At 51.7% G+C, this 19,881-nt stretch carries 16 protein-coding genes; 8 read left to right on the top strand and 8 right to left on the bottom strand.

The window, feature by feature from the left end:
- Window positions 1–552: 552 nt before the first annotated feature.
- Complete coding sequence (locus JRI95_10435; GenBank protein MBW2061963.1) at window positions 553–1,125, bottom strand: hypothetical protein; 573 nt, start codon at window positions 1,123–1,125, stop codon at window positions 553–555.
- Between the two features lie 23 nt (window positions 1,126–1,148).
- Window positions 1,149–2,777 (bottom strand): AAA family ATPase, encoded by a 1,629-nt coding sequence (locus tag JRI95_10440; GenBank protein MBW2061964.1) that lies wholly within the window; start codon window positions 2,775–2,777, stop codon window positions 1,149–1,151.
- Between the two features lie 301 nt (window positions 2,778–3,078).
- Here JRI95_10440 and map point away from each other — a divergent pair, with 301 nt between their 5' ends.
- Window positions 3,079–3,822, top strand: coding sequence for a type I methionyl aminopeptidase (gene map, locus JRI95_10445; GenBank protein MBW2061965.1), 744 nt, complete (start codon window positions 3,079–3,081; stop codon window positions 3,820–3,822).
- A 324-nt stretch (window positions 3,823–4,146) separates the two neighbouring features.
- Here the strand turns inward: map and JRI95_10450 are convergent, their stop codons facing one another.
- Window positions 4,147–5,013, bottom strand: a complete 867-nt coding sequence (locus JRI95_10450; GenBank protein MBW2061966.1) for an HDOD domain-containing protein — start codon at window positions 5,011–5,013, stop codon at window positions 4,147–4,149.
- A 233-nt stretch (window positions 5,014–5,246) separates the two neighbouring features.
- Here JRI95_10450 and JRI95_10455 point away from each other — a divergent pair, with 233 nt between their 5' ends.
- Both JRI95_10455 and JRI95_10460 read left to right on the top strand, forming a co-directional pair.
- Complete coding sequence (locus JRI95_10455) at window positions 5,247–7,997, top strand: DEAD/DEAH box helicase (protein ID MBW2061967.1); 2,751 nt, start codon at window positions 5,247–5,249, stop codon at window positions 7,995–7,997.
- Between the two features lie 114 nt (window positions 7,998–8,111).
- Window positions 8,112–8,585 (top strand): NAD(P)H-dependent oxidoreductase, encoded by a 474-nt coding sequence (locus tag JRI95_10460; protein ID MBW2061968.1) that lies wholly within the window; start codon window positions 8,112–8,114, stop codon window positions 8,583–8,585.
- 57 nt (window positions 8,586–8,642) lie between these two features.
- On the opposite strand, the gene JRI95_10465 is transcribed toward JRI95_10460, so the two are convergent.
- Window positions 8,643–9,581: a hypothetical protein gene (locus JRI95_10465; GenBank protein MBW2061969.1), complete on the bottom strand. Its 939-nt coding sequence runs from the start codon at window positions 9,579–9,581 to the stop codon at window positions 8,643–8,645.
- Between the two features lie 292 nt (window positions 9,582–9,873).
- Here JRI95_10465 and JRI95_10470 point away from each other — a divergent pair, with 292 nt between their 5' ends.
- From JRI95_10470 to JRI95_10485, 4 genes are all read left to right on the top strand, one after another.
- The gene (locus tag JRI95_10470; protein ID MBW2061970.1) at window positions 9,874–11,157 is read left to right on the top strand and encodes a tyrosine--tRNA ligase; all 1,284 of its coding nucleotides are present in this window, start codon (window positions 9,874–9,876) and stop codon (window positions 11,155–11,157) included.
- 143 nt (window positions 11,158–11,300) lie between these two features.
- Entirely contained in the window at window positions 11,301–12,113 is an 813-nt protein-coding gene (locus JRI95_10475; protein MBW2061971.1) for a class I fructose-bisphosphate aldolase family protein, read from the top strand.
- Window positions 12,114–12,178: 65 nt separating this feature from the next.
- A complete protein-coding gene (locus JRI95_10480) occupies window positions 12,179–12,712 on the top strand; it encodes a DsbA family protein (GenBank protein ID MBW2061972.1) in 534 nt (177 codons plus the stop codon).
- A gap of 176 nt (window positions 12,713–12,888) precedes the next feature.
- A complete protein-coding gene (locus tag JRI95_10485) occupies window positions 12,889–13,884 on the top strand; it encodes a nitronate monooxygenase (protein MBW2061973.1) in 996 nt (331 codons plus the stop codon).
- A gap of 257 nt (window positions 13,885–14,141) precedes the next feature.
- On the opposite strand, the gene JRI95_10490 is transcribed toward JRI95_10485, so the two are convergent.
- From JRI95_10490 to JRI95_10505, 4 genes are all read right to left on the bottom strand, one after another.
- Window positions 14,142–14,501 (bottom strand): hypothetical protein, encoded by a 360-nt coding sequence (locus JRI95_10490; GenBank protein ID MBW2061974.1) that lies wholly within the window; start codon window positions 14,499–14,501, stop codon window positions 14,142–14,144.
- A 247-nt stretch (window positions 14,502–14,748) separates the two neighbouring features.
- Complete coding sequence (locus tag JRI95_10495) at window positions 14,749–15,963, bottom strand: hypothetical protein (GenBank protein MBW2061975.1); 1,215 nt, start codon at window positions 15,961–15,963, stop codon at window positions 14,749–14,751.
- 180 nt (window positions 15,964–16,143) lie between these two features.
- Complete coding sequence (locus JRI95_10500; protein ID MBW2061976.1) at window positions 16,144–17,040, bottom strand: SDR family oxidoreductase; 897 nt, start codon at window positions 17,038–17,040, stop codon at window positions 16,144–16,146.
- A gap of 159 nt (window positions 17,041–17,199) precedes the next feature.
- Window positions 17,200–17,943 (bottom strand): sugar phosphate isomerase/epimerase, encoded by a 744-nt coding sequence (locus tag JRI95_10505; protein ID MBW2061977.1) that lies wholly within the window; start codon window positions 17,941–17,943, stop codon window positions 17,200–17,202.
- Between the two features lie 501 nt (window positions 17,944–18,444).
- Between JRI95_10505 and JRI95_10510 the strand changes: the two genes are divergently transcribed.
- Window positions 18,445–19,881: class I adenylate cyclase (locus JRI95_10510; GenBank protein MBW2061978.1), on the top strand; the 1,437-nt coding region annotated here is incomplete at its 3' end.

Raw genomic sequence — 19,881 nt, forward strand, 5'->3', positions numbered from 1 at the left:
TTATCCGCAATCAGCCCCTCGCTAATCAACTTTTTGAAGGTCGGCAGGTGCCCCTCGGCAATGTGCTTCTCAATCAGATGAGGCAACGCGCAATCTAAACCAATAACCGCTACTTTTTTTGGTGTCTTTACCATGAATAATTCCTCCTTTTAAAAACTGATAAAAACCGGCTAGCTCTGGTGACGGCCGGCGACCTCCTAACTTTCTCCGTCAGTTACATGCATAACTCTTTGAGCGCTCAAGGATCCTTTCTCGCAAATCAAGCCTGGGATGCAATCCAGGTTCGAGCTTAAAAACATTAAAATCATCTCCAGCCTCACCTTCAGGCCTGATCATGTGGAGTCCTTTTCCTTAGAGGCATATACATGACTCTCTCGCTCTATGCAATGAAAAACTTAGGTATTCACGCCCGGTGCAAGGTTTAATCCCTCATACGGTGGAGCGTCAGCACGCTTGAACACTTTTAAGTCAAGGATATTGAGGTTAGGCGCAAAACAGCTGGGTTCGGCCAGGCCAGACAGGCTTCGCTGAAGGCCTGTTCTGGGGGGAATGTTACTGGATTTTAATGAGTCGTAATTTCGTCCTGTCGTATGGACAAAAGAGATAATCCGGCGGATAGGTTCTTCCGCATTTAAGGCATTTTCTCATTTCACCGAAGTCGTCATCAAAAACTATCTTTTTTATTAAATGGTTTGAGATCATTTCTGTGGAATATTTCATGCTCACCGGATCGTAAAAAGCGAAAGAACCCACGCGCAGATAGCTTTTATTTACTCTTAATTCTTTTCCATTTCTTTTTTTTACTAGAATTTTGTCATCACCGAAATAGGTTAGGCTTTTTATCTCAGCATAGGGAATACTCAGTTCTTTTCCTTCAGACTTATAAAAAAAACTCTCCCCTTTTAAATCCATAAATTCATCTACCGGCTGGTACTTTCCATCTTTAGTTATAAAGTGACCTTTAACGGTTTCCTGTCCTCCAAAAGAAGGATGATTAAATCCACAAACCAGGCCAAGAACTAGCATAATGCCCAAAAACTTTTTCATCTGCTTCTCTTTCGATGCTTTTTTTCTTCTTTCCGGTCTATCTGTATTTAGGTGCACCTGTGGACGAGACCCTCTCATTTCCCGCGGTCTCCTTCTGGTTCCTAATTGGATGCCTTGCTTTTCTGGTGCCATTCTGTAAAGAGGTTTTCAAAGTAGGCTTTAGTGGCGACCATCTCACGAGTAACGGTAAATGGGCCGGTCACATCCATATAATTGAGGGCCTTGGCAGAATTGAGCGACTGCCTGATGGCCTCGGAAACCTGAATACCTTTTGTTTGGGCCAGTTCTTCAATATAGCGCTGAGCTTCCTCCTCCAGGATAAGCTCCACTCCATATTCACGCCGAAAACCCTCGACAAAGTCAACAAAGGGCGACTTTTCCAGCATCTTGAGCAGGGCGTCGCGCGGTCGTTCACACAGATCCTTGTCAATCACCAGTTTGGTGAAATTGGAACCGGGCAGCTCCGCCTGGAAGTCGGTTAATATGTTTTCCCAGACGCTGACGAGCGCCCGGGCCCCGGTGCGCTGGTTTTCTGAAATCTCGGCCACATAGTCAATGGCCTCAGGCGTGATCTCCAGGTTAATGTCAAACAGATCAAACTCCATGCGGTATTGATCCAGAATGGAATCTTCCGTATCGGTCATGATGCGAACCAGATCGCTTTTGGACAGGAGGTTGACAAAGGTACGGATGGGAGAACGGCCGACCAGTTCCGGAATAAGACCGAAGCGGATATAATCTTCCGCCGTGGCCTCGCTGTAATAATTGCGGTACTTTTCGCGATTGTCAGCCCCATTTCCGCTCAGAGAAAATCCTTGAATAACGAAACCCTCATCCTCGCTGAACCGGCCGCCTCGATGGGCCAGCCTTTTCTTGACAATGGACTCCAGATTCTCCTGGGGACGTTCAAAAGACCCGCCTAAAATGAATAAGATCTTTTCGGTGCTGATTGTGTTTTCCGAGACACTGGGTTCCAGACCTCTCTGCCGGTCCATGGCCTCCTGAATCTGGCCGGCCGGAGAAAAAGGGTTGTCAATGGATACCTGTTTGCGCTCGATAAGTTTGAGCACCGCCCGCTGGAATCCTTCGCGAGAAATATCATGGCCCGCCAGGAGGTTCTCCTTGGCCTTTTTATCAATCTCATCAATAAAAATCAGTGCGCCGTGCGTGTTGACAAAGTTGGCCTGCTCCTTCCGGGTGGAACCGGGCGCGAGGTCAATCACCTCCCGAATCATATCGTCCGCACTCTTGCCCACATAACCGGCTTCAGTGTAATCGGTGGCATCAACGATCAGGGTCGGGACCTCCAGAAGATCTCCCAGGACTTCAATACAATAGGTCTTGCCACTTCCGGAAGGACCGGCGGTAATGGTATTTTTCTTGCGGAAACGCTTGACCTTGGTCTGGTCAGGATTTTCGTGCAGGTATTTGAGCATGGCGAAGTGGTAGGCCGCGGCAATCGAAACCCGCTTTTTATACTCCTCCTGCCCAATGACGTATTTATCGAGATGCTCCTTGATCTGCCGGGGCGTAAAAACCGAAACCTTGAAACGCTCAGATGACGGCTGTACCTCCCCCGCAGCGTCAAAACGTTCCGCCAATGTCCGGTGAAATACCTCGTTGGCCTGGTCCTGAGCATCAAGAAAAGCCCGGGAGGCTGCGGCTTCATCCACCCCGTACTGCTTCATGATCTGTTCCAAGGCCTCACGGGGAATACTGACTTTAACCAAGGAAACGCCCTCCTCGAAATAGCGGCAATCTTCAAGGAAAAAATACCATTCAGACCAGCATCTGTCAATGTTCACTCCAATAACCTATATCAATAATTAGTCTTTATTCACATTTAATTTTAAAGTTCCTTCTAAAAAAATTTACAAAAGCTGAGCCACGACACCGCCAGTAAAATCATGACTGCAAAAAAGTATCCCCTAAAATAGGATTCAGATTTGCAAATCATATCAATGTCATGTTAAAGTAAATCTTCATTGATAGAAATTGTTCACTATTTGTATCAGGGACAGAAAATCATTGATCAATCTTAAGACTCCAGAAGAAATCGAGCTGATCCGCCAAAGCGGCCGCATCGCCTCTCAAACCCTGGACTACTTGGCCTCCAAGATCAAGCCCGGCGTCACCACTGAGCAACTGGATCGTCTGGGGCACCAGTTCATCCTGGATCATGGGGCCAAACCCTCTCCCCTCGGTTACCGCGGCTATCCCAAGAGCTTGTGCGTTTCGATCAATGAAGAGGTGGTTCATGGAATCCCTGGCAAAAAACGCATCAAAGAGGGCGACATCGTAACGATAGACATTACAGTCAATAAAAACGGGTTTCATGGAGATACGGCCCGAACCTTCACCGTGGGCCAGGTTTCGGAAAGAGCCCGGAAGCTGGTCGAAGCGACGCGAGAGGCCATGTATTTGGGCATCGAAATCTGTAAAGCCGGGGCCTATCTGGGGGATGTCGGAGCGGGTATACAGACCTATATTGAAGCCCTGGGGTTCTCCGTGGTCCGAAACTTCGTAGGGCATGGCATTGGCAGGAACTTCCACGAAGACCCCCAGGTCCCATACTATGGAAAACCCAAAACCGGACTGCGGCTCAAGCAAGGGCTAGTCCTGACCATCGAACCCATGGTCAATGAAGGCACCTGGGAGGTAAAAATCCTGGAAGACGGCTGGACATCTATCACCAAGGACGGACTCCTGTCTGCCCAGTTCGAGCACACGGTAGCTGTGACCGGAAACGAACCCGATATTTTAACACTGAGCTGAGGAACATATCCGGCCGCCCCTCAAACCATCAACTCCTTTAAGTCCATCTTTTCTTCATTATTGCGATTGATAAAATAACATTTCGCTAGACCTCTCTAAAGAGACCCCAACGGAGAAGCGGCTTCACTTCGCTCGCAATAGCATCCTATTGGTATCGTTATAAAATGTCATTGCGAAGAGCGCCAGCCGCGAAGCAACTCTGGGATTTGCAATCAGAACGTACTACTGATTTATCCTGGCTAATGAATTGACGCCTTTGGATTAGCTTCTTTTAGGAAGGAAGACGGGCTAGTCGGCGGTAATTTACAGGCAAGTTCAGGCAGGTCACAGAAAGATGCTCATCAAATCCGTGATCTTCTTCTCACTCTGACTCTTGTAGTTGGAGCAAAACAGGTCCCACTGCGCCGAATCCAGGTTCAGATGCTGTAAGATCTCTTCAACCTGCCCGTTGGGCAAGACATTGCCGCTTGATCCCAGACCAGCCTCTCTGGCCAGAGAGTCGGCCAAAATCACCGCCTGCACCGACACGGAGCTATGCTGGCTCAGAGGAAGGTGATGATCATGAATGATGGTGATGATTTCCGGCGGAAACTCCCAGCGCTCTAAAAGAATTGCGCCGGTCTGTGCGTGATCCATGCCCAATTCCTGCTTCTCCATCTCGTGGAGCTGCACCTTTTCCTTCTCCACGGTGCGAATCAAATCGAGGTAGCGAACGCGAAGAACATCCATGAGAAAAAGCTTGCCGATATCATGAAGTAAGCCGGCCGTGAAAAGTAAATCCCTGGGCCCTAAAGGCACGAGCTGGACAAAGTCGCGCGCAATGGCGCTCACAGCGACGCAATGCAGCCAGAAGTCACTTACGGTAAAAAACCCGCCGCTCTTGATTCCTCGAAAATAATCGAAAACCTTCATGCTCAAGGCCAGGGAGCGAACCATTTCCAGGCCTAAAAGAGGAATGGCCTGATCAAGGGCCGTTATCTGCCGGGTAAAGCCATAATAGGCCGAATTCGCCACTTTCAGAACGCGTGACGAAATGGCCGGATCATGAGATATTACCTGAACCAGCTCCTTGATGGACGCATCATCGTCGCCGGTCAGCTCTAAAAGCTTCAAGGCGATATCAGGCAGGGTCGGAAGATTTCCGATCCTTTCCTGAATAATGTCACTAAGATTGCTTCTGGTTAGCTCCAACTTATAAACTCAACCGGACTAGATACTTAATTTTAAAGGCCAATCATGGTAGACTCATAAGTAATAACAATCTGGAAGGCAATGACCCTGAGAGGCATTATGCTCTTTCAGGATGCATGCAAGTACAATACTAATGCTCCAGTAAAATGCAAGGCTTTTTTGCCTTCGGCTCCTGAACCCGGGCTGGATGCTCACATTTTTAATAAACCAAATGACCCCCAAAGCTGAGGCGGATGAACACAACAGGCAGGAGAAGAGAAAGGCGAATCAGGCCCTTCAGGACGAAGCGGGGCGTATCCCCGATCCGCAAAACTGCTGGTTCAGGGAGAGCTTTTGTCCCGCGCCTGAACCATCATCTCAAACCGATTATCAAGGAAATCGGGACGCCCGAGGATCGCCCCTTTTCGCCTGACCCTTTCCAGATCGAGGCCTTAGATAAATTGCAAAAAGGCGACGTGGTCGTTTCAGTCCCCACCGGCGCCGGGAAAACCTACATCGCTGTCAAAGCCATGGCCGGGCTTTTAGAGAAAGGCGGCCGGGCCTGGTACGCCTCGCCTTTAAAGGCCCTGTCAAACAGCAAATTTTTTGAATTCAGCCAGCGGTTCGGGGCCGAACAGGTCGGCTTGCTCACAGGAGACCATAAAGTCAACCCCTCCGCACCCTTGATCGTGGGCACGACTGAAATACTGCGCAACCAGCTTTATGACGCCATGGGACGCGGCCAGGACCTGGTGGCCGACCTGGTGGTCCTGGACGAGGCCCATTACCTGGGAGACCTTGAGCGGGGAGTCGTTTGGGAAGAGGTTGTCATCTACCTTCCGCCCCGGGTCAGGCTCCTTTTACTCTCGGCCACGGTCGCCAACGCCCAGGAAATCGCGGACTGGCTGAGCTTTGTGCGCAGGCAAAAAACAGCGACCGTGATAAGCCATGAACGGCCGGTTCCGCTATATCCCCTTTTCCTCTTTCCAGACGGGGAACTGACTCCCTTGGCCAAAGGACGCCAGCTCTTTCCCCAGGTCAAACACTTCATCCAACAAACTTACACCAGGCGCCGCCAGGCCGGAAGGGTTCAGATACCCTTTGGCCGCATCCTGACGGTCCTGAACACGGCCAACCTTCTACCAGCCATCTTCTTTCTCAAATCCCGCGCCGACTGTGACCTGGCCCTGTCGCGCTGTTTCGGTTCGATTGACCGCTCTGCCTCAGGCCAGATGGATCGGCTACAGGCCCGCATAAATGAACTGCTCGAGAGGTACCCCTTTCTGAAGACCCACCCTCATCTGAAATACATCCGCCAGCTTGGCATAGCCGCGCACCACGCCGGCCATCTGCCGCACTGGAAGCTGGTCGTCGAACAGCTCATGCAGGAAGGATTGTTGCGCGCCATCTTTTCAACCTCCACCGTGGCGGCAGGCGTGAACTTCCCGGCTCGAACGGTTGTCATCTGCCAGAGTGACCGCTTTAACGGACGTGAATTTGCAGACCTCTCAGCCACAGAACTGCTCCAGATGACCGGTCGGGCCGGCCGTCGGGGAATGGACCGCATCGGCTTTGCCTTGGTTGTGCCCGGTCCTTTTCAGGACGTGCCGCTCATCCACGCCCTTTTCAATTCATCTCCAGAACCGGTCAGAAGTCAGATGCAGATCAATTTTTCCATGGTCCTGAATCTCCTTCTTTCGCATCGGCCTGAGGAGGTCAGGCCTCTGCTCAACCTTTCCCTAGCCACCTTCCAGCAACACCCCTCTGACTCCCGGTCTCTGGAGGCTGTGAAACGGATCACCAGCCGCCTGCAAAAGCTCATGACCGGCGGAAGCTGCGGCGGCCCGGAACAGGGCCTGTTGCTATTTCAGCGGGCCCGTGAGCTCAAGACCGAGGCCAGCCGTCTGACCAAGGCCAGACCCCGCATAGTTTACCAAGGTCTGCTCCAGAACGCACTCTCCCCTGGCCGCCTCTTCGAACGCAAAGGCGGGCAGATATATTGCGTCATCCGCCCTCACGAACGCCAGGGCCGAACCGGAGTGCTGGCCGTTAAAGTCAGAAAAGACCGGCTGCTCAAGAAAGGCCGGCTCCGTATGAAGTGGGTCCCTTTTGAGCGCGTTGGCCTGGTGCTTGCCACGCAACTGGACCTGCCGCTGGATTCGAGTTCAGAGGCATTGGTGAGGCAAATTACAGCCGCGGCGGTCCAGGAACACATACCTCTGAATCTGGACCGGCTTGATTTAGAGCAGGACCAGGGGCCTTTAGCTCGCCACGAGATGCGGCTGGCCGCGCTCAAGGACGAAAAAAAGCGCTTAGCCTGCCAGACCTGTCCCTTGTCTGAAAATTGCGTGAACAATAAAGACAGCCAGGTCTTCAAACTCCTGGCCCGGTTGGAAAAACTGCAGGCCCAGACAGGAGGGTCCTCCCGCCTGCTCTGGTCTTCTTTTATGCGGCGCCTGGAGTTCCTGCGGGATGAAGGTTTTGTCGCCCCTGATGATGAACTGACCGAAGATGGCAAATGGGCCGCCAAGTTACGACTGGACCACCCCCTGATCATCGCCGCCGGTATCCGCGCCCGGGCCTGGCCTGAAGACGACCCGGCCTTACTAGCGGCCCTGATATCCCCTTTTGTGCTGGATAACGACAAACCGGCCGAACCTCTCGGGCCAACGCGAACCATTCCCTCAACCCTGACTCCAGCCTGGCTCCACCTGGAAAAGGCGGTGAGGCCGCTGATGCAGCACCAGCAGGGCCGGGGCTTCGAGACCCCGGCCCTGAACCCGCGAGCCTCTCTGGCCATTTACTCCTGGGCCACCCTTGGCGATTGGAATGATGCCGTCCGAGTTTTGGGCCAGGATGAGGGAGACCTGGCCATGCTTGCCTTTCGTACGGCAGACAGCCTGCGTCAGCTGGCCAGCCTGGCAGACACCCAACCCGGCCTGGCCGCCTCGGCCCGGCATGCCATTGACCTGATCCTCAAGGAGCCAGTCACCGTGCCCTTGTGAGAACGAAACGAACCTTGACATGCCGATCGCATAAATAACATTGATCGGGTTCACGGCTGAGACTATATTGTTTAGTGGTTCAAATCCAATTTACGCCTTGAGGAGGAAACGATTATGGCAAAGGTGCTGCTGACCTATTACTCCAGGACCGGGCATACAGAGAAGATGGCCGAGATCATAGCCGAGACGATCAAGGCACAGGGACATGAAGTCACCCTTAAAAAGGTAACCGAGACCGACCCGGAGGAGATGCTTGACGCGGACGGAATCGTCATCGGGTCCCCGACCTACTACGGACAAATGGCGGCAGAGGTCAAATCCCTCATTGATAAAAGCGTCAAGTACCATGGCAAACTCGATGGCAAGGCCGGCGCAGCCTTTACCAGCTCCGGCGGCCTGGGCGGAGGCAACGAGACGACCATCACCGGCATCCTCATGTGCATGCTGGTTCATGGCATGATTATCCAGGGGTTTCCGGGCGGCGATCATTACGGTCCGGTCGCCGTGGGAAAACCGGACCAGCGCAGCGAAACCCAGTGCCGCCGCTTTGCCGAGCGGTTCGCTGGCCTCCTGGATCGCCTGACTTAATGAAGACTTATATCTGGATAGATCGCGAAGGCTGTTGCACGCCGGTTAAGGCATCTCTTAAAAGGTTAAAGACATGCCTTCCCGCAGAAAAAAAACCTCGGGCACAGGCTTTTTCAGGCGGCGGTTGTACCGGCGCGTCCTGGCTTCCATGCTGGACAGATGCCGGTCGTCGTGAGTTGGATCATGGTGGGTAATGCCGAGTCGTTTGGCCCCGCATGCCGAGGCTTCTCTGACACTGGCGCGAGGGGTGCTGTGGCCCCAGCCGAGTTTGCTGTCTGAACGGTCCGGGGCCAGGCCGTAATACTTATCCTCGTCATACATGCCGTCCAGCACGAGCAGGTCCGCATTCTGTCCCAGGCGCTGAACATTGGGGTTGATGACGCTAAAATGCTCGGTATCCGTGCCAATGCCTATGATAGGGCCGTTATAGCTTCCATCAGAGGCGCGTTCCTGAAAATGCCACCCGGCGCAGCCTGAAGGGTGGTTTAGTTCAAAGACCTTCACCTGGAACGTTTTAAATTTTAAAATATCCCAGAATTTGACATCGTGGATGGCCTTTCCGTTCTGGTCGTCGCTGGCAATGGAAGGCAGCTGGTCCAGGTGACGCGGAAACTGAATACCATCAATCAAGGAAGCCAGTTGATTATTAAGGTCCTTGAACGCGGAAGGCATCTGCAAGGCAAAAAACTCGACCTTCTGGCCGGTAATGAAGAGCGGGGTGAAATAGCCCATGCCTACGGTGTGGTCCAGGTGAATATGGGTGATAAAAATACGGGCCTTGATGCGGTCAATCCGGCTGGATTTCAACTTGCCTATCAGCTCGTCCCCTAGAGTCTTGATTCCGGTGCCCATGTCTATGATTGACAGTTCTTCCAGGCCGTTGTATCGAGTGCGGATCTCAAAACAGGTTGTATGACCGCCAAAGCGGCGGGTGTCAAAATCCAGTGTCGCTGGAGCGGGAATGCTTCCCCGGCAGCCCCAAACCTTGAAATACATCTACCAACCTCCGGGCGATAAAATTAGGGAAAAAAGGCAGCCTTCAGTCTGGCCACAGCGATTTCGGTACACCGTCACGACTCGATCTCATGCCTTCAGGGATTTCTTTAGTCTAAATAACATCCTTTGCCTTAAATGGTCAATAACAAGATGCTGAATCTTTTGAAAAAAGATTTCAGGCTGGTGCTTTTAAAAATGGGACTGCGAATCCAAAGCCTGCTTTGACAAAAACAGTTCGAGATGATATCTAAAACACACAAAAACCGACTAGACCGGGGGTTAGAGTTTCCAGATGGATAACCTGTACGACATACTTTCAGAACGCGGCTTTATTTACCAAGGCACAGAAGAAAAGGCCCTGCGAGACCTGTTGGACCGGGAGCAGGTCAAGGTCTATATCGGATTTGATCCGACGGCTGATAGTTTTCATGTGGGAAACATGATACCGATCATGTCCCTGGCCTGGACACAGCGCACCGGACATATACCGATCGCCATTATCGGCGGGGGAACGGCCATGGTCGGCGACCCAAGCGGCAGGACAGAGACGCGCCAAATAATCAGCTTGGAAGAAATCAGGCACAACCAGGAAGGTTTAAAAAAGCAGCTTTCCCGTTATTTCACCTTTGGTCAGGATCAAGCCCTGATGATCAATAACGCCGACTGGCTTCTCGATCTCAAATATGTTGATTTTCTCCGGGAGATCGGCACGCACTTTTCAGTCAACCGCATGCTGGCAGCCGAATCATACCGCCTGCGCCTGGAGACGGGCTTGAGCTTTCTTGAATTTAATTACATGCTCCTTCAGGCCTATGATTTTTACATCCTTTTCAGAGACTACGGCTGCGTCCTCCAGATGGGCGGGCAGGACCAGTGGGGCAATATCGTGGCCGGAATTGACCTCATCAGGCGTCTGACCGGCCAGACGGCTTATGGCCTGACCTTTCCCCTGCTCATGACTTCTGCGAACCAGAAATTTGGCAAAACTCATGCCGGCTCTGTCTGGCTGGACAAGCAACAGACGTCGCCTTATGAATTTTACCAGTTCTGGCGTAACAGCGACGACTCGGACCTAGGCCGGTTTCTCGGTCTATTCACCTTCCTGCCTCTGGACGAGGTGCAAACCCTGGGGTCACTGCAAGGCAGCCTCATCAACCGAGCCAAGGAAGTCCTCGCCTACGAGGCCACGGCCATCACTCACGGCCATGAAGCAGCCCGGCAGGCCTTTCTGGCTTCAATAAAGACCTTTGGCCAGGCCGATCCCGAGGGCCAGGTAAAAACCTCATCCCGCATCGCCGACATTACACTGGAGCTGCCCGCAGAGTTGCCGACCACGAGCAGCACCCCTGAAGAACTCAAGAAATATCCAACCGCAGCGGACCTCTTCGTCTTAGTCGGGCTGGCCAAAAGCAAGAGTGAAGCCCGGCGGCTCATTCGGGGTGGAGGCGGCTATATCAATAACCGGCGCGTGGACAAGGAAGACCAGGTCTATACTCTTGACGATTTTAAGGACAACGCCCTGCTCCTCCGGGCTGGCAAGAAGCGATATCATCGCATCCTTATAGCCAGCGATTAAAAGACCTGGGTCACGCCTTAGAGGAGATGGTATGAATGATTAATCTGAGGCGGTATTATCCGGTTGAGTTCAGATCAACCGGAGTAGACAGGTCACAGGCTGTATTGTTTATGTGAGGCATTAACCTTGTTAAGGAGATAAGAATGCTCAATATTGGTAAGGCAATCAGGATGGAAAGAATTATGAACAGAAACACCGGAAAAACCGTTATTGTCCCCATGGATCACGGTGTAACTGCTGGGCCGATTGACGGTTTGCTTGATTTATCGAGGGCCGTTGATCTGGTCGCTGAAGGAGGGGCAAACGCGGTTATTGGTCATATCGGCCTTCCCAGATACGGGCACAGACATCATGGGAAAGACATTGGACTTATTCTCCATCTTTCCGCCTCTACCATGCTCTCCACCAGGCCCAACAAGAAAGTTCTGATTAATACAGTTGAAAACGCCTTGCGAATGGGCGCTGACGGTGTTTCGATACATATAAACATTGGTGATGAAGAAGAACCGGAGATGTTGCAGGATTTTGGGTCAATTGCTGTGGAGTGTAATTACTGGGGCATGCCTTTAATCGCGATGATGTATCCCCGAGGCCCGGGGATTAAAGATGAAAATGATGTAGAAGCGGTAAAAATTGCAGCCAGAATTGGAGCGGAATTGGGAGCGGATTTCATCAAAACAAATTACACGGGCGATCCTGATTCTTTTGCCAAAGTTGTGGAAGGATGTCCGGCCCCAGTTTTGATTGCCGGTGGAAGTAAATTAAAAGAGGAAGAGATTTTTAAGACCATAGAAGACGCCATGCAGGTCGGGGCAAAAGGAATTTCTATTGGAAGAAATGTTTTTCAGCATAAAAATCCATCATTATTTGTAAAGGCAGCATGTTCGATTGTTCATCAAAACCTTACGGCAAAAGAAGCCATAGAAATGCTAAAAAACAATCAGGTTGAATCATGAAACCCGCAAGTCTGATCGTCTATTCCGACTATCTTTGACCGTGGTGCTATGTCGCAGCGGTCCGGCTGCAAAGGGTTCAGCAGGAGTTCGGTCAAAATCTCGAGGTGGTGTGGCGCAGCTTCCTCCTCCGCCCCCACCCGAACCCGGAAGGCAGCCTGGAAGTGTTCAAAAAATACACCGAATCCTGGAAGCGGCCCGGCAGCATGGAAGAGGAAACCCTTTTCCGCGTTTGGTCCACTGAACAAGGACCGCCTTCGCACAGCATCCCCCCGCATCTCGCGGCCAAAGCCGCGGCCAAGGTGAACCCTGAAGCTTTTGAACGAATCCACGCCCGGCTGTTTGAGGCCTACTTTTCAGAAAATCGAGACATTACCGACACCCGGGTCCTGCTCGATCTCTGGAAGGAAGTCCAATTGCCAATCGAAACCTTTGAAGAAACCAACGATCCTGAGCTCCTGCAGGCAATCTACTCCGAACACGACGAGGCCATAGCCTTCGGCGTTACCGGCGTTCCGGCTGTGCGCCAGGACGGCGGCATCGGCGTCCTTATCGGCGCTGAACCGGTTGAGACATACCGAAGATTGATAACCAGGGCGTAACAGTAAAAAAACTCGGCAAAATGGCGGGCATGACCATCATGGGCCTTTTCCTGAAGCAGTTTCCTTCTTCATGATCTGGCTTCTGAGCCAATGATATCTGATTGCATATGGAGTGTTATACGGCTATAGTAGCCATTAAAATATCAGCATAAAATTTGTTTACCAGGGAGGCGATCATGATCAAAACGGCCATTACCGAGATGTTCAAGATTAAGTATCCCATCATTTGCGGCGCCATGATGTGGATTGCCAAACCGAAGCTGTGCGCCGCCATATCGAATGCCGGCGGTATGGGCAATCTTACGGCGGCAAACTTCGAAACCGAGCAGGACTTTAAAAACGCAATCCTTGAGACCAGAAAGCTCACGGATCAACCCTTCATGGTGAACGTGACCATCCTACCATCGGTGCGTATTACGACTGAACACTATAAGATGTATTTCCGCGTCTGTGCGGAAGAGAAGGTCGCGGGTATCGAAGTCTCCGGCACCCCGATTGATCGGGCCTGCGGCATGGAATACGTCGAGATGTTGAAAAAAGCAGGGGTCAAGCTCTTTCACAAGGTCGGAGCGGTCCGGCATGCGGTCCACGCCGAAAAGGCGGGGTATGACGGCATCTATGCCGCCGGGATTGAAGAGGGAGGCCATCCCTTAAATGATGACGTGACAACAATGCTGCTCACCCCGCGAATCGTGGAATCCGTATCTATTCCGGTCGTTACCGTTGGAGGAATCGCCAACGGGAAAACCCTGGCCGCCGCCCTGATGCTTGGGGCCGAAGGAGTCATGATGGCCAGCCGCTTCATGGCCACCAAGGAATGCGAGGTTCATGAAGGCATCAAGCAGGAGCTCGTGGACCGCCAGGAGAACGACACTACCCTCATTTTCAAATCCATCGGTCTCCAAGGCAGGGCTTTAAAAAATAGGACTGTCGGACAAATTCTTGAAATTGAAGGCAAAGACGGGGGCCTCGAGGAGCTCATGCCTCTCATGGCCGGGGAGCGCAGCAAGGAGGCCTGGGAAATAGGGGATATTGACGCAGCGCCAATGATGGTCGGACAATCCATCGGGCTGATCCACAACGTCCCGACCTGTACTGAGCTTCTGGATAAAATGATGGCCGAAGCCCAGGAGCAGCTCCAGAACGTATATAACCGGATGCAAAAAACCTAGGCGGCCGAAACAGCGAAAAGCTGATTGAAAAAATCAGATGAAGAGTGGTCGTCCGTTAAAGTGGAGATGACCATCGTGCATGGAGAAGCGACGTATCAAAAGGAGAAATAGGAGATTCCCCGATATAATGAGCGAAGGACAGGAAATAAGAAGCTCTTAAAAACGCATTTCCTAAGAGCATTAATGACCGTCAGCAGGGTCTGGCAGCGGTTTACAACCAAATCTGATTGAATTATCTTTAATCCCTCAGCCATCTCCTAAATCAGCCGGTCAATAACGCTGCCTTTGGCTTGCAGGTAATAAAAAGACTGCGTCTCTTCCATTCCTCTGAGGCCGTTCTGGGCTTCAGGAACCGCTGGAAATTCTGACCTCACGGCGCTCAACTCTTCAGACCCGGCTAATTCACCTGCCAATCGTAAGGCCTTAACAACCTGCGCCTGCTCGACTGTTGTCAGCCCGGCTGGAGGGGGTGTGAGGGATTTTGGACCGGTCCGCGGGATGATAAAAGGCTCTGATTTAGAACGCTCACGAATCAGCCTGGCAATCGTATTGGAATTTTCCAGTCGCGCCCGGACCTGGGCATTTTCCAGCCGGGTAATGATTCTCGCATTTTCCAATAAGGAAGTAGTCTCAGCGGCATACATTTTTACTTGAGCCTTACATCAACCTTTTGTTTAGTAATTCTAACAAAAAACCTTAATTTTTTCAAGCAATAATCAGAAGTGATGCTTGGCAGGAGCGATAGTTGAGGAAGGCGGCGGGCCAGGGGCGCGCTGCCTTTAAGGAGCAAGTACGCGCCATGGCCAGCGCCGTTGTTCATGCAGCCTCTTTTACCTTTCTATTCATCAATTCCTTTTTATGTTCTTAGTGGTTCTTAATAATTGATTCCAGTGAAGCAGTCAGAGCCGAGGCCACCGGCTCCAGCAGTTTCGGGGCCGTGGTTTCAGGGCCGTCTGCAGGCGTATGAAAGAAATGATGACCGCCAAAAAAGCCGAAACTTCGATATCCTTTTTCGAGCACCCCCATCAGTTCACCGCGCGCTGCTCCCGTTTTTGGAGTCAGGCTCGGCATGCTGGCAAATGCGCGCTTGAGCGCCGGTATGAATTCAGGGCTTGAGATCAAGGATATTCGCGGCGAGATTCCATCCTGTTCTAAAAAAATCCCATTATGTTTCCAGTTCCAGGTCGCGATAGACGCCCCGAGATGAAGCCAGCAGATCACCTTGCCCGGCGGGGGTAATTCGCCTTTTTCCAGAATTTGATGCAGGCCCATATTCCCAAGCTCATGGCCGGAGTTCGAGAGGAAGAGCCAGCTCGGTCCAAACGAAAGTTCGCTCGCCCAGCGCGCCAGATCGAGAAAAAGCGCCACGCCCGGTCCCCGCTCACCGGCGCAGCGGAACCATCCGCTCTGAGGGGTAGTGACGACAATCCAGGATTCATCGCGCTTTAATTTCCCGATCACGTTCCTGGCCTCAGCCTCAGCTTCATCACGGCCAGTAACAAGTAAGGCCGCCATTGCATGCCGTTGGGCGGCATTCTTCAGGGAAACTCTTTCTTTCGCCCCCACCAGCACCACCGGTATGGGCCAGGATTCCTGACTGAAGGGCGAAAAGGCATTGCTGACGAAAACCTCCCCGGACAGGCTGGGGTTGTATCCTAACACGGCTAAAGCCCCCTCTTTGGCAAGCCCCTTAATAAGTCTCGCATGGTCGCTCTCAGGCGTCACAAACCATTGATCAAATTTTACCAGCACGATTTTATCCCTGACTGCCTGAGTTTCCCGTTCCTCTTGAAACAAAACGAGGGGGGCACGAACAGGTTCAGCGCCGGTGGCCTTGGGGAACCAGAGGGGGAAGCATTCCCTTGTTTTGGCTTCAACTTCCAACTCACATTTTTCAATAAAAAACTGCCTGAGCCTCCATTTTAAAAACCCCGCCTTAAAACCAGCCGCGCTGAGACGGTCCGCAATCCAGGAAGCTGTTTTTAAATCAGCCTCAGTCGCGGTCCGATGCTCGCCCATCTGAGCGTAGGTTACCACGTCTTCAAATAACTTCCGGCCGGAGAGATTTTTCAAAGGCATATTGCAAACTCCATGCAAAGGACCGCCTTGAAGACAGCGCGGCCCCTTTCATAAGTAAAAATGTCAAAAGGCAGGGTGCTGAGTTGAAAAAAAAATGGTCCGCTCAAGTGCAGTCAATCCGGCGCTAGAGTCTCAAATAGCTCCTCATCCAAAGGTATCCCGGTATTGATTCGCACCTTATCATTCGGCTTGCATTACCGACAGCATGTTCAAGTCCGGCACCGCATTAAGAACCTGGCCGATGTTTTCAGCGATTTCCAGGGCTGAAGGCAGGCCTTTTTTCTGGAAGTATCCATCGGCCACGGTCATCTTGAATTCATAAACCTTGCCTCCCCCCACGCCGCCGTGAGCGCCGATAACGCGTCCATTCAAATCCTTGGCCAGGTCAGAAGCCAGAAAGACCACCACAGGCGCTATGGCATCAGGGGAGAGCATCTCCTCGGTTATATCCTTAAACCCAGGCAGATCAGCGGTCATGCGGGTATAGGCATTCGGGCAGACAGCATGAACCCTGATGCCGTATCGTGCCAGTTCCATGGCCGCGATCTTGGTAAAGGCGTACATTCCGGCCTTGGCCAGCCCGTAATTAATCTGGCCAAAATTGCCAATTAAGCCGGACATGGAGGTCGTATTGATGATAACTCCCCCCTCATTTTGAATTCTCATTTTCCTGGCCGCGGCTCTGGCACACATGAATGTTCCTTTAGCGTGAACCTTCAACACCAGATCCCAATCCTCTTCACTCATATTCAAAAGAGTCCTGTCCCTTATGATTCCGGCGTTATTGACCAGGATATCCAGCCTTCCAAACCGGGACAGGGCCGTCCAGATCATGGCGTCAGCGCCGTCCAGGGTGCTGATGTCCGAGTAGTTAGCCGCGGCTGTCCCGCCGCTGTCATTGATTTCCTTGACAACCTCGTCGGCAACCATAGCCTCGCTGCCTGCACCGTGCAGGCTGCCGCCCAGGTCGTTAACCACCACTTTAGCTCCCTCGTTAGCCAGGGCCACAGCCTCTGATTTGCCAATTCCTCTGCCTGCACCGGTAACAATGGCTACCTTTCCGTCTAACAGTCCCATTGGTGTTCCTTCTCCTTTCTTGTTGTAAAGGCCATAATATTTATGATCTGTTAAATTTCACCTACAGGACTTCTTACCGTGAAGCACTGCTCACGTCAAGTGTCCGCCGATCTACCTTATCGCACGTTCCGTCGCTGGCAAAGACGCGACCTGCCTTCATTATAAATCCTGCCAGAGGGCCAGCACCCAGTCCCGGGCTGAAGCCATTTCAGGGGGCTCAAGTTCGAGCGTCGCGGTTCGGTTGTATCCGCGCTCTTTAAGCAGCCTAAAAATTTGAGGGAAAGGCACCTTTCCCTGACCAGGGAAAAGGTGCAGGTCGTCACGAGGACTCCCTCCGCCATGATTATCATGGATGTGAAGATGATGAATCCGCTCATAGAGGCGGTTAATGATCTCCGGCGCCGTGTTCTCAGGGTGCATGAGCATCGCGTGACCCAGGTCCACGGTCAGGCCCAGGCCCTGGTAGCGATTTAAGGGGCTTGCAAGATCGGTCCATGTTTCGCTTAAGTTCTCCAGGTTGACAAGAACGCCTGCATCCACGCCCCACTCGACAACCCGCCCCAAAAGATCTATCTTGCCTTTAATGACTTCAGGGCCTAACCGGTTAGAATCGAGCCAGAGATGAATGGTCAAGAGCGTAACGCCCAGGCGTTCAGCCGCTTCCAGGGCCAGTTTAAGCTGCGGCAGATATTCACTTTCCAGCCGGCTTAAAATCCGAGGATCACCTTCTTCCGGACCGTGGCCTAGTAAGGTTAAGCCGCGTCTCCGGGCCAGCTCTCCCCAGGCCTGTTCTTCCTCAAGGCCGCCCGGACAAGGCAAGGTGATTTCCAGAATACTGAACCCCTGAGCCAGGATTATTTCCGCGGCTTCAAGGCTGCGTGTTCGAGCACTGATTTGTATCATCGAGCCTTCCTTTTATTAATTTTTAACTTAATAAACAAATACATGTCCACATAATAATGATCCGCCGATCAAAAAAGGCAAATAAAAAAATAATTCTGTAACTCCATTATTAGCAACCTGTTTCTAAGAAGATAAAGCCGACATATTTTCAACATGAAGACCTCTACGCATGTAAGGCCTTGAAATTTATTTATTAAATTAGCAAGAATTCAATAAGGCCAGAAAGCGGCATGAAATGGGTTTCTTTGAAGCAGGCGGCGTGCAGGCTGAAGGTTTGGCCATAGGCGAGATATAAAAAATCATGAATAAAATTCTGAAGTTCCCGTTAGAGGCATACAACGGCAACCAAGCTCTTTAAAAGAATGACTCCTATCACCCGGTCTGTGAGCCTGAAATCAAAGAAAAACCTTGAGTCTAACTTCATATATGGGTAGTTTATTGAATGGATTCGGGCCAGACTTCTTGAGCCGGATGATCCCTGGGACGTAAAAAAGAACCGCCATGAATAAGCTTGCCTTAGCTCACCTTGGAAGACGCCTCGTGCATAACCAGGCCGCCTTCTCTCAGAACAACCTCAGGAGGAATCAGGAGCTGCTACGTTACGGTGTGCCCAGGTTCCGGACCGTGTTTCAGGCAGTGCCTACCCTCCTCCAGATCAACCAGCCTAGAGTTCCGGGATATGTTGATTCAGCCGATACGCCCCGTGGCATCCACGGGTTTGATCGCTCCGGCTTCTCCCGGATTGAATTAAAATTTTTAAAAGACATTCAAATTGACCAGCGCCAGCTTCTCGCTTCCAAGCCAGTGGTGGAATGCCTATTCCTGATGGGCAGTTCGGGTTCCGTTGGCCATACGGTCAGCTCGGACCTCGATTACTGGGTCTGCATTGATCAAGGCAAGATAAGCCGTAAAAAACAGGATTTATTCAGAAAAAAGCTCGATTTGATCACTGCATGGGCTAAAGAGAAACAGGGGATCGAGGTTACCCTTTTCACTGTTGATCTCGCTGACTTGGCCACTAATCGCCTGGGTCACCTGGGCGATGAGGAGCCAGGGGACATTTTATCGCTAGTGCTCAAGGAGGAAGTATACCGAACCCTGCTCCATGTGGTGGGGCGAATACCCTTATGGTGGGCCATTCCACTGAGAACTTATGCAGACGACTACCGGCAGATTGTGAAGTTTCTTGATCAGATCCCCAACCCTAATTTTTTCCCTCAGGATTTCATTGACCTGGGATTCCCGCACAAGCCTCCCCCACGGGAGTATATGGGGACGGCCTTATGGCAGCTCCACAAGGCCAAGGCCGATCCGTTCAAGGCAGCTATTAAGACGATTCTCATCCTTGAGCAGACTGAATCAGGACTCAGGGCTCCGCTCTTGTGTGATCAGCTTAAAAAGAAGGTTCTTTCAAGCCCGAGGGATGAGTTTCCTATTGATCCTTACATACTGATGATCCGGCGGGTTCTAAGCTTTTGCAAAGACCAGCTCTCGCCCGAAAGCCTGGAATTGATTCGAACCTCAGTTTACTTCAAACTCTATTCCCCTCTAGGTTTTAGGACTGTGGACAAAGACAGCCCCAAAGTGTGTTTTTTAAAGGAGCTGTTAGATGAATGGGGTTGGAGCCAGACCAAGGTCAAACAGATGGAGAATTACATTGACTGGCCCGAGTCTCGCAAGCTGGCCCTGGGTGAAGGGATCAATTCCCTGCTGCGGGAGCTGTACACCAAGATCAGCAACCGGCTCAGGGCTGATTTTCCCGAGGAGGTCAAACTTGATCAGGATTTGGCCACATTGCACCTTCAAATGCTGGCCCGTTACTCCGTCCACGAGGCGAAAGTAGAAGACCTACCTTCGGATCAATACCGAAAGAGCCTGCCTCAAACCTTGACCCTGGCCTTTGAACAAAATCAGTGGTCTATATTCGCCGGCCTGAAA

The organism is Deltaproteobacteria bacterium, from assembly GCA_019308995.1.
In the GTDB taxonomy this organism is placed as follows: Bacteria; Desulfobacterota; Desulfarculia; order Adiutricales; family JAFDHD01; genus JAFDHD01.

What these genes read in the sequence shown, in the direction of transcription:
- JRI95_10495 (MBW2061975.1), bottom strand. Translation starts at nt 15,963, where the DNA reads ATGCCTTTGAAAAATCTCTCCGGCCGGAAGTTATTTGAAGACGTGGTA.
- JRI95_10500 (MBW2061976.1), bottom strand. Translation starts at nt 17,040, where the DNA reads ATGGGACTGTTAGACGGAAAGGTAGCCATTGTTACCGGTGCAGGCAGA.
- JRI95_10460 (MBW2061968.1), top strand. Translation starts at nt 8,112, where the DNA reads ATGGCAAAGGTGCTGCTGACCTATTACTCCAGGACCGGGCATACAGAG.
- JRI95_10455 (MBW2061967.1), top strand. Translation starts at nt 5,247, where the DNA reads ATGAACACAACAGGCAGGAGAAGAGAAAGGCGAATCAGGCCCTTCAGG.
- JRI95_10485 (MBW2061973.1), top strand. Translation starts at nt 12,889, where the DNA reads ATGATCAAAACGGCCATTACCGAGATGTTCAAGATTAAGTATCCCATC.
- JRI95_10505 (MBW2061977.1), bottom strand. Translation starts at nt 17,943, where the DNA reads ATGATACAAATCAGTGCTCGAACACGCAGCCTTGAAGCCGCGGAAATA.
- JRI95_10465 (MBW2061969.1), bottom strand. Translation starts at nt 9,581, where the DNA reads ATGTATTTCAAGGTTTGGGGCTGCCGGGGAAGCATTCCCGCTCCAGCG.
- JRI95_10475 (MBW2061971.1), top strand. Translation starts at nt 11,301, where the DNA reads ATGCTCAATATTGGTAAGGCAATCAGGATGGAAAGAATTATGAACAGA.
- JRI95_10435 (MBW2061963.1), bottom strand. Translation starts at nt 1,125, where the DNA reads ATGAGAGGGTCTCGTCCACAGGTGCACCTAAATACAGATAGACCGGAA.
- JRI95_10470 (MBW2061970.1), top strand. Translation starts at nt 9,874, where the DNA reads ATGGATAACCTGTACGACATACTTTCAGAACGCGGCTTTATTTACCAA.